The following is an 8,305-nucleotide window of genomic DNA, read 5'->3' on the forward strand; positions in this document are numbered from 1 at the left end:
ATGGGTGTGACTGGGCCGTCCCGGTGCCGGAGCTGCGATGAGCCGCTCGATACGGGGGACAACTTCTGCGGGCGGTGCGGCGCCGAGCTCCTGACGCCGGCCGCGACGGGGGACGGAAGGCCGGCCGGGCCGCCGGTGGTGACGGCCGGCGGCCACGGCGCGCCGGCGGGCCGCGGGGCCGCGCCGGCGACGGCGGCAGCGTACGGGGCGCCGGCCGGATTCGGGTCGCCCACCGGGGCCACCGCCCCGGCGGGGCCACCGCCGCCCGACCCCAAGACCCGTATCCCGTACGGGGATACCGGCGCGCCGCCGGTGCCGGGACAGCTGCCCGCCGCGCTCGGCACCAGGCCCGCCGACCCTCGCGTCGTCGGATACGAGGCCGTCGCCGACGCCGCGGCGGGAGCGGAGGCACCGGCGGGGACGGAAGCGGAGGGGGAGGCGGACACGAAGGGGAACAAGGAAGAGGGGAACAAAGAAAAGAAAGAGGAAGAGGAAAGGGACGGGGAAAGGTACCGGGAAGGGGAAGCGGTGGTGGCAGCGCCGGGCCGGGCGCGGAGCGCGGCCGGGGAAGGCACCGGAGCGCGGGGGTCGGCCGGAGCGGCGCCCCGAGCGGACGGCGAAGCAGCGGCACGAGCAGGGGCACCGGCAGAAGCGGAGGCGACAGGAGAAGCCGAAGCGGAAGCAGCAGTGCCAGGGACAGGGGGAGAGGAACGGGAAGAAGGGGAACGGGAAGCGGAACGAGAAGGGGAATCCGCCCCCGGAGGCCCGGTGGCCGCCGGTACGGACACCGGTGCGGGCGCCGGTACGGGCGCCGATGCCGCCCCCGCTGTGGCCTCCGCCCCCTCAGCCCCCTCCCCCGGGCAGCCGGCGTCCGGTCCGCAACGCGATCACCTGGAGAGCGAGTTGGCGGGCATCGCGGCGGTCAGCGACCGCGGCCACCGCCACCACCGCAACGAGGACTTCTACGCGCTGGCCGCCACCGAGCTGCCGGACGGTTCGTCCGCCGTGGTCGCGGTGGTCTGCGACGGGGTCTCCTCGGCGACCCGCCCGGACGACGCGTCCAAGGCGGCGTCCGAGACGGCGGGTACCGCCCTGCGGCTGTCGCTGGCGCGCGGTACGCACCCCCAGCAGGCCATGCACGAAGCCATCATGGCGGCCTCCGCGGCGGTCGACGCGCTGGCCGCCGACCCCTCGATGGCACACGACGAGTACCGCCAGCAGAACGCCCCGGCCTGCACCTTCGTCGGCGCGGTGGTCGGCGGCGAGCTGCTGACCGTCGGCTGGGTCGGCGACAGCCGCGCCTACTGGATCCCGGACGACCGCACGGCGCCGCCCGTCCGGCTCACCGAGGACGACTCCTGGGCCGCCCAGATGGTCGCCAACAACCTGATGACCGAGGCCGAGGCGAACGCCGACGAGCGGGCGCACGCCATCACCGGCTGGCTGGGCGCGGACGCGTACGAGGTCGAGCCGCACACCGCGGTGTTCAAACCGGACGGCCCCGGCGTCGTGGTGGTGTGCACGGACGGACTGTGGAACTACGCCGAGTCGGCGGACGCGATGGCCGCGGTGCTGCCCCTCGACGCACCGGTACGGCCGCTGCACGGCGCCCGCACGCTGGTCGCACACGCCCTCGGCGGCGGCGGGCACGACAACGTAACGGTCGCGCTGGTGCCGTTCCCCGCGTCCGCGGGAGGGGCAGGATCGGCCTGAGCTTCCCCAGCCTCATCCGTCGGGCGACCGGCCCCTCCCGCCGCGGCGGCCGTCCGCCCCGGGCCGGCCGGCGGCACGGGGCCCAAGGAGCGGACCAGATGGCCAACTTCGCCAAGTCGCAGGTGCCGCGCTTCTCCGCCGAGGTGCACCAGAACCCCTGCCTTCCCGAGGGCGGGCGGGAGGTGCACGCCGTCGTCACGGTCACCGCGACCGGGGGCGGGACGACCGGCGGTCGCCCGGTGCCGGCGCCGCGGCCGGGCCCGGACGGGCCGGTCCCGGCGCGGCCGGACGCCGCTGCGGAACTCGCCGCCGGTGTCGGGCTGCGGGTGTGGACGCCGCGCGGCGCCGAGGTCGCCCGCCTCCGGCAAGTGGCGCCCGCCGTCGAGGACCTGACCGCCCGGCGACGGGCGTCGGGCCCCCGCTGCGGGGACTACCCGACCGGCTCGTGGGGTGACGAGTCGCGCGACTACCACCTCCGCTTACGGGTCCCGGACGCCGGACTCGGCCGGCGGATGCTGGCCGCCCGGGTCTCGCTGGTGCTCTCCGGACCGGACGGCTCCGCTCCGCGGATCCTGTCGCAGGCGTTCGTCAAGGCCGTCTGGACCGACGATCCGGCCGCCGCGGCGGCGATCGACCCACAGGTCGCGCACTACACAGGACAGGCGGAACTGGCACAAGTCATCCAACAGGGCCTGGATGCCCGCAAGTCAGGAGATGGCGCCCGCGCCGCGGCGCTGCTGGGTCGGGCGATGCAGCTGGCCCGCGCCACCGGGAACGAGGACACTGCGAAACTGCTTGCGAAGGTGGTGGACGTCGCCGATGCCGCGACCGGTACTGTGCGACTGCGGACGAAGGTCGCCGGGGCCGACGGGAGGACTCCCGAAACGCGCTCCACGGCCACCGCCCACACCCCGGAACAGCCATAGCAACAGCTGAGCAACAGCCACCGAAACAGCCACGGAAAACCACCATCAGCACCGAATCAGTACCGCCCGGAAGTAACGGTACGGAGGGGGAAGAACCGACATGCCGACCTGCCCGAACGGCCACCAGTCGGTGGCCGAAGACTGGTGCGAGGTGTGCGGCCAGCGGATGGCGGGCGCTGTCCCCCCGCCGCCCTCTCTGCCCGCGGGGTTCCTGAACACCCCGCCGCCCGCCGAGCCCACCGGCCCGCCGCCCGCCGAGCCGACCGGCCCCGCGGCACCGCCCCCGTCACAGCCCGGCCCGCCGCCGGCCGGCGGCCCCGGAGCGCACGCCGCCGGCCCACCGCCCGGCGCCCCCGCACCAGCCCCCGGCCCGCAGGGCGGCCAGGGCAGCCAGGGCGGCTACGGCTTCCCGCCGCCCGCACCGGGCACGGGCGGCGGCCCCGGTGCCCCCGCACCCGCCGCCCCGGCCCACGGCGGTCCGGGCGGTCCCGGTGGCTACGGCACTCCCGGCCCCGGAGACACCGGCCCGCAGGGCGGTTACGGCTTCCCGCCGCCGGTCCCCGCACCGGGCGGTCCGGGCGGCCCCGGCGCCCCCGCGCCGTTCCCCGGCGCGCCCGCCCCCGGTGGCCCCGACGCCTCCGGTACGCCGCCGCACGGCCTGCCCCCGCAGGACACCCCGCCACCGGGCACCCCGCCGCCCGCCGCCCCCGCGCCGTTCCCGGCCCCCGGTGCCGAGCAGCCCGGTCAGCCGGCCCCGGCGGCAGCGCCGGCCCAGCCTGGACAACCCGAGCTGTGCCCGCAGTGCCGTACGCCGCGCCAGGCGATGGCACCGTTCTGCGACGAGTGCCGCTACAACTTCCTCACCAACTCGCCGACTTCGTTCGCCCCGCCGCCCGGCGCCCCCGCACCCGGCCCGCAGGGCGGCCAGGGCGGCTACGGCTTCCCGCAGCCCGCACCGGGCACGGCCGGCGGCCCCGGTGCCCCCGGTCCAGGTTCCCCCGGTCCCGGTCCGCAGGGCGGACAGGACGGCTACGGCTTCCCGCCGCCGCAGCAGGGTCCGCCGCCCGGTATGCCCGGCCCCGGCGGCTTCCCGGGACAGCCCGGCCCGCCCCCCGGCATGCCCGGCCCCGGCCCCGGTCCCGCCGGTCAGCCCGGTCCCCCGCCCCCGCAGCAGGGCGGCGACGACTGGACGCTGAACCCGCCGGCCGCCCAGCACGCGGCCCCGCCGATGGCCCCCGCGCCGCCCGCCCCCGGCCCGCAGGCCCCGTACGAGCAGCAGCAGCCCGCGCCGTTCCCGCAGCAGCCGCAACCGCCGCAGCAGCCGGGACCGTACGAGCAGCAGCCGGGACCCGACGGGCAGTGGAACGGCGCTCCCGGCCCGGGCCCGGCGGCACCGCCGCAGGGTCCGCCGCCGGTCGTCGGCGACGGCTGGGTGGTGGCCATCGCGCCGGACCGCGAGTACTTCATGGCGATGATGGCCCGCAGCGGCCCGGAGGCGGCGGGGCTCAACCTCCCCTCGTACTCCCCCGAGCAGGTGCTGCCGCTCGCCAACGGTCAGATCGCGGTCGGCCGCCGCCGGAACAGCACCGGTGAGTCGCCCGACGTCGACCTGGGCCGCCCGCCGGAGGACCCGGGCGTCTCGCACCAGCACGCCCTGCTCGTCCAGCAGCAGGACGGCAGCTGGGCGGTGGTCGACCAGAACTCCACCAACGGCACGACGATCAACCTCGCCGAGGAGCCGATCCAGCCCTATGTGCCGGTGCCGCTCCACGAGGGCGACCGGGTGCACGTCGGCGCCTGGACGACCCTGACCATCCGCCGGGGCTGACCGCACCCGGCAGCAGCACCCCAACTCCGGGGCGTGATCGGCCGATCGCGCCCCGGAGTCATGTCCGGCCGCCCGCCGTCCTACGACCGAAGTCCTCGGCCGCGACGTCTGCCACCATGGACCGGTGAACGAGATTCCGCGCGGCACGATTCAGGAGCAGACCTTCTACGAGCAGGTCGGTGGCGAGGACACCTTCCGCCGCCTGGTGCACCGCTTCTACCAGGGAGTCGCCGAGGACCCGCTGCTGCGGCCGATGTACCCGGAGGAGGACCTGGGTCCGGCCGAGGAGCGGCTCTCCCTCTTCCTCATGCAGTACTGGGGCGGCCCCCGTACGTACAGCGAGGGCCGCGGCCACCCGCGGCTGCGGATGCGGCACGCCCCGTTCACCGTCGACCGGGCCGCGCACGACGCGTGGCTGCGGCACATGCGGGACGCGGTGGACTCCCTCGGGCTGGCCGAGGAACACGAGACGCAGCTGTGGAACTACCTCACGTATGCGGCGGCGACGATGATCAACACGGCGGAGTGAGAGACCCGTCACACCGGGGCCGGCGCACCGCCCTTGATGCGCCCGTGCCGCGACCGGCCGGTCAGGGCCGCCGGTGAAGCACTCCCCCGGCCGGTCCGGCAGTTGAGGACGGGACGGGCCCCGAGGGCCGATCAACGGGGGCCGCGGCAAAGGTCCACGACAAGCGGCCACGGCCGGCCCGGCTCGGGCTCCGGCTCCGGGAAGCGGCAGTTCCGGGAAGGCACGGGTCCGGTCCAGGGCGCGCGGCGGTCCACGGGAACCACCCACCGCCGCGAACCCGTCTCCGGCCTCGTCTCAGACCGGCGAGACGGTCAGCCCCGGCAGTCCGGCAAGTCCCGCCGGCCCCACGGTCCGTACCGCGATCGACCCGTACGGCGTGCTCAGCCGCAGCCATCCCCCGGCGGCCAGCAACACCGGCCCCGGCGGCACCGCGCCGCCCGGGCCACCGCCGGCCGCGGCACCGACGCCGCCGTCGGCACTCCCCGCCAACGCCCCCGCGCCGGTCCGGACCGGCCGCAGGAACCCGAGCGCCTGCGCCGCATGCACCGCCCGCAGCGGCAGACGGGTGTCACCGAGCGTCCGGGACCAGATCTCCCGCCCGATCCGGTCGCGCTCGCTCCGGGTACGCCGCTGCGGCGGCAACGCCTCGTCCCGCGCCCGGAATTCGGCGACCGCCGCGGCCACCGCGCGCGTCAGTGTCTCGGGCGACGGCAGTCCCGGCACCCGCGTCCAGCCGCCGCGCGGCGGCAGCACCCCGGCCCACGGCGGGCCGGTGACCGCGGCGGGCACGGTCACCCGGTCCGCCGACTCCTGGACACCTTCGAGGAGTTCACCCGCGGACACGGTCACATCCAGCGTGAGGTCCTGCGCCAGCCGCGCCGTGCGGATCGCCAGCACCTCGAAGGACGGCGGTCGGCCGAACACCGCCAGCACCCCGCCGCCGGCCTGCAGCCGCACCGCCGCCGCGCGGTCGTAGTGGATCAGCCGGGCGAGGAAGGCGGCGAGGTCCGCCGCCTCCCCGGCATCGGCCAGGTGCAGCGCCGTCATGCGGAGACGGCCCCCTCCTGGTGCGCGGCGTCGTCCAGGTACTCCTTGAGGATCGCCTTCTCCTCCGCGGTGATCCGGCGCGGGCGCCCCTCCGCGAAGTCGTACGGAACGACGACGGTCGAGGCCCGGACGTAGACCGTCTCCTCGTCCCTGACCTCGTACCCCACCGTCATCGACGCGGCGCTGATCTTCGTCACCCACAGCTCGACGGTCACCGGCTCGGGCCGGTGCACCAACTGCCGTACGTAGTCGATCTCGTGCCGGGCGACGACCGAGCCGCCCGTGAACGACGGGCTGCCGCCCCCCGGCGCCAGCCGGCGCATGAAGTCGATCCGCGCCTCTTCGAGGTAGCGGATGAACACCGCGTTGTTGACATGGCCGTTGGCGTCCATGTCCGACCAGCGCAGGGGGCAGGGGTAGAGGTGTCGCACGACGGTCAGCCCCGGGTCAGCTTCTTGTACGTCGCACGGTGCGGACGGGCCGCCTCGGCGCCCAGGCGCTCGACCTTGTTCTTCTCGTACGACTCGAAGTTGCCCTCGAACCAGAACCACTTGGAGTCGCCCTCGTACGCCAGGATGTGCGTGGCGACGCGGTCGAGGAACCAGCGGTCGTGGGAGACGACCACGGCGCAGCCGGGGAACTCCAGCAGCGCGTTCTCCAGGGAGGACAGCGTCTCGACGTCGAGGTCGTTGGTCGGCTCGTCGAGGAGCAGCAGGTTGCCGCCCTGCTTGAGGGTGAGCGCCAGGTTGAGGCGGTTGCGCTCACCGCCGGAGAGGACCCCGGCCGGCTTCTGCTGGTCCGGGCCCTTGAAGCCGAACGCAGAGACATAGGCCCGCGAGGGCATCTCGACCTGGCCGACGTTGATGTAGTCCAGCTCGTCGGAGACCACGGCCCACAGGGTCTTCTTGGGGTCGATGTTCTCGCGGCTCTGGTCGACGTAGGAGATCCGGACGGTCTCGCCGACCTTGATCTCGCCGGAGTCCGGCGTCTCCAGGCCCTGGAGCATCTTGAACAGGGTGGTCTTGCCGGCGCCGTTGGGGCCGATGACGCCGACGATGCCGTTGCGCGGCAGGGTGAAGCTCAGGTCCTCGATCAGGACCTTGTCGCCGAACGCCTTGTTGAGCTTGTCGACCTCGACGACGACGTTGCCCAGGCGCGGGCCCGGCGGGATCTGGATCTCCTCGAAGTCCAGCTTCCGCATCTTGTCGGCCTCGGCGGCCATCTCCTCGTAACGCGCCAGTCGCGACTTGGACTTGGCCTGCCGCCCCTTGGCGTTGGAGCGCACCCACTCCAGCTCTTCCTTGAGGCGCTTGGCGCGCTTGGCGTCCTTCTGGCCCTCGACCTTCAGACGGGTCGCCTTGGTGTCGAGGTAGGTGGAGTAGTTGCCCGGGTAGGGGTGGGCGCGGCCGCGGTCGAGCTCCAGGATCCACTCGGCGACGTTGTCGAGGAAGTACCGGTCGTGGGTGACGGCGACGACGGTGCCGGGGTACTTGGCCAGGTGCTGCTCCAGCCACTGCACGGACTCGGCGTCCAGGTGGTTGGTGGGCTCGTCGAGGAGCAGCAGGTCGGGGGCCTCCAGCAGCAGCTTGCACAGTGCGACGCGGCGGCGCTCACCACCGGAGAGGGTGGTGACCGGCCAGTCGCCGGGCGGGCAGCCGAGCGCGTCCATGGCCTGTTCGAGCTGGGTGTCGAGATCCCAGGCGTTGGCGTGGTCGAGGTCCTCCTGGAGCTTGCCCATCTCCTCCATGAGCTCGTCGGAGTAGTCGGTGGCCATCAGCTCCGCGACCTCGTTGAAGCGGTGGAGCTTGCCCATGATCTCGGCGGCGCCGTCCTGCACGTTCTGCAGCACCGTCTTGGACTCGTCCAGCGGCGGCTCCTGCAGGAGCATGCCGACCGTGTAGCCGGGAGAGAGGAAAGCGTCGCCGTTCGACGGCTGCTCAAGACCAGCCATGATCTTCAGCACCGTGGACTTACCGGCGCCGTTGGGACCCACGACGCCGATCTTCGCGCCCGGCAGGAAGCTCAGCGTCACGTCATCGAGGATGACCTTGTCGCCGTGCGCCTTGCGCGCCTTGCGCATCGTGTAGATGTACTCAGCCAAGAGAAACCGTCCGGCAGTCTGGATCTATCAGGTGGTCTGTGCGGCTCCGCCGCCTGGGCCATGGTGCGGCGTGGCCGCGCGAGGGCAGATACACCCATCTTGCCGTACTGCCGTCCCCGGACGGAAACGGGTTCCGCGGGGCGGACGGCCGCGGGCCCCGA

Annotated in this window: 7 protein-coding genes; 4 read left to right on the forward strand and 3 right to left on the reverse strand. The window is 74.4% G+C overall.

Annotated features, from left to right (window positions below):
• From RZ84_RS12405 to RZ84_RS12420, 4 genes are all read left to right on the forward strand, one after another.
• Positions 1-1,713: a protein phosphatase 2C domain-containing protein gene (locus RZ84_RS12405; RefSeq protein WP_043264374.1), complete on the forward strand. Its 1,713-nt coding sequence runs from the start codon at positions 1-3 to the stop codon at positions 1,711-1,713.
• Positions 1,714-1,811: 98 nt separating this feature from the next.
• On the forward strand, positions 1,812-2,639 hold the full coding sequence (locus RZ84_RS12410) for a hypothetical protein (protein WP_043264375.1): 828 nt from the start codon (positions 1,812-1,814) through the stop codon (positions 2,637-2,639).
• Between the two features lie 100 nt (positions 2,640-2,739).
• On the forward strand, positions 2,740-4,467 hold the full coding sequence (locus tag RZ84_RS42290) for an FHA domain-containing protein (protein ID WP_043264376.1): 1,728 nt from the start codon (positions 2,740-2,742) through the stop codon (positions 4,465-4,467).
• Between the two features lie 124 nt (positions 4,468-4,591).
• A complete protein-coding gene (locus RZ84_RS12420; protein WP_043264377.1) occupies positions 4,592-4,996 on the forward strand; it encodes a globin in 405 nt (134 codons plus the stop codon).
• A gap of 294 nt (positions 4,997-5,290) precedes the next feature.
• Here RZ84_RS12420 and RZ84_RS12425 read toward each other — a convergent pair whose 3' ends face one another.
• The 3 genes from RZ84_RS12425 to ettA are packed head-to-tail and all read right to left on the reverse strand — an operon-like array spanning position 5,291 to position 8,144.
• Positions 5,291-6,043 (reverse strand): DUF8010 domain-containing protein, encoded by a 753-nt coding sequence (locus RZ84_RS12425; RefSeq protein WP_043264378.1) that lies wholly within the window; start codon positions 6,041-6,043, stop codon positions 5,291-5,293.
• Entirely contained in the window at positions 6,040-6,474 is a 435-nt protein-coding gene (locus RZ84_RS12430) for an acyl-CoA thioesterase (protein WP_043264379.1), read from the reverse strand. The genes RZ84_RS12425 and RZ84_RS12430 overlap by 4 nt, the downstream gene beginning before the upstream one ends.
• Positions 6,475-6,479: 5 nt before the next feature.
• Positions 6,480-8,144 (reverse strand): energy-dependent translational throttle protein EttA, encoded by a 1,665-nt coding sequence (gene ettA, locus RZ84_RS12435; protein WP_043264380.1) that lies wholly within the window; start codon positions 8,142-8,144, stop codon positions 6,480-6,482.
• Between the last annotated feature and the right edge of the window lie 161 nt (positions 8,145-8,305).

It is taken from the genome of Streptomyces sp. CT34 (assembly GCF_000805335.1).
Lineage (GTDB): Bacteria > Actinomycetota > Actinomycetes > Streptomycetales > Streptomycetaceae > Streptomyces.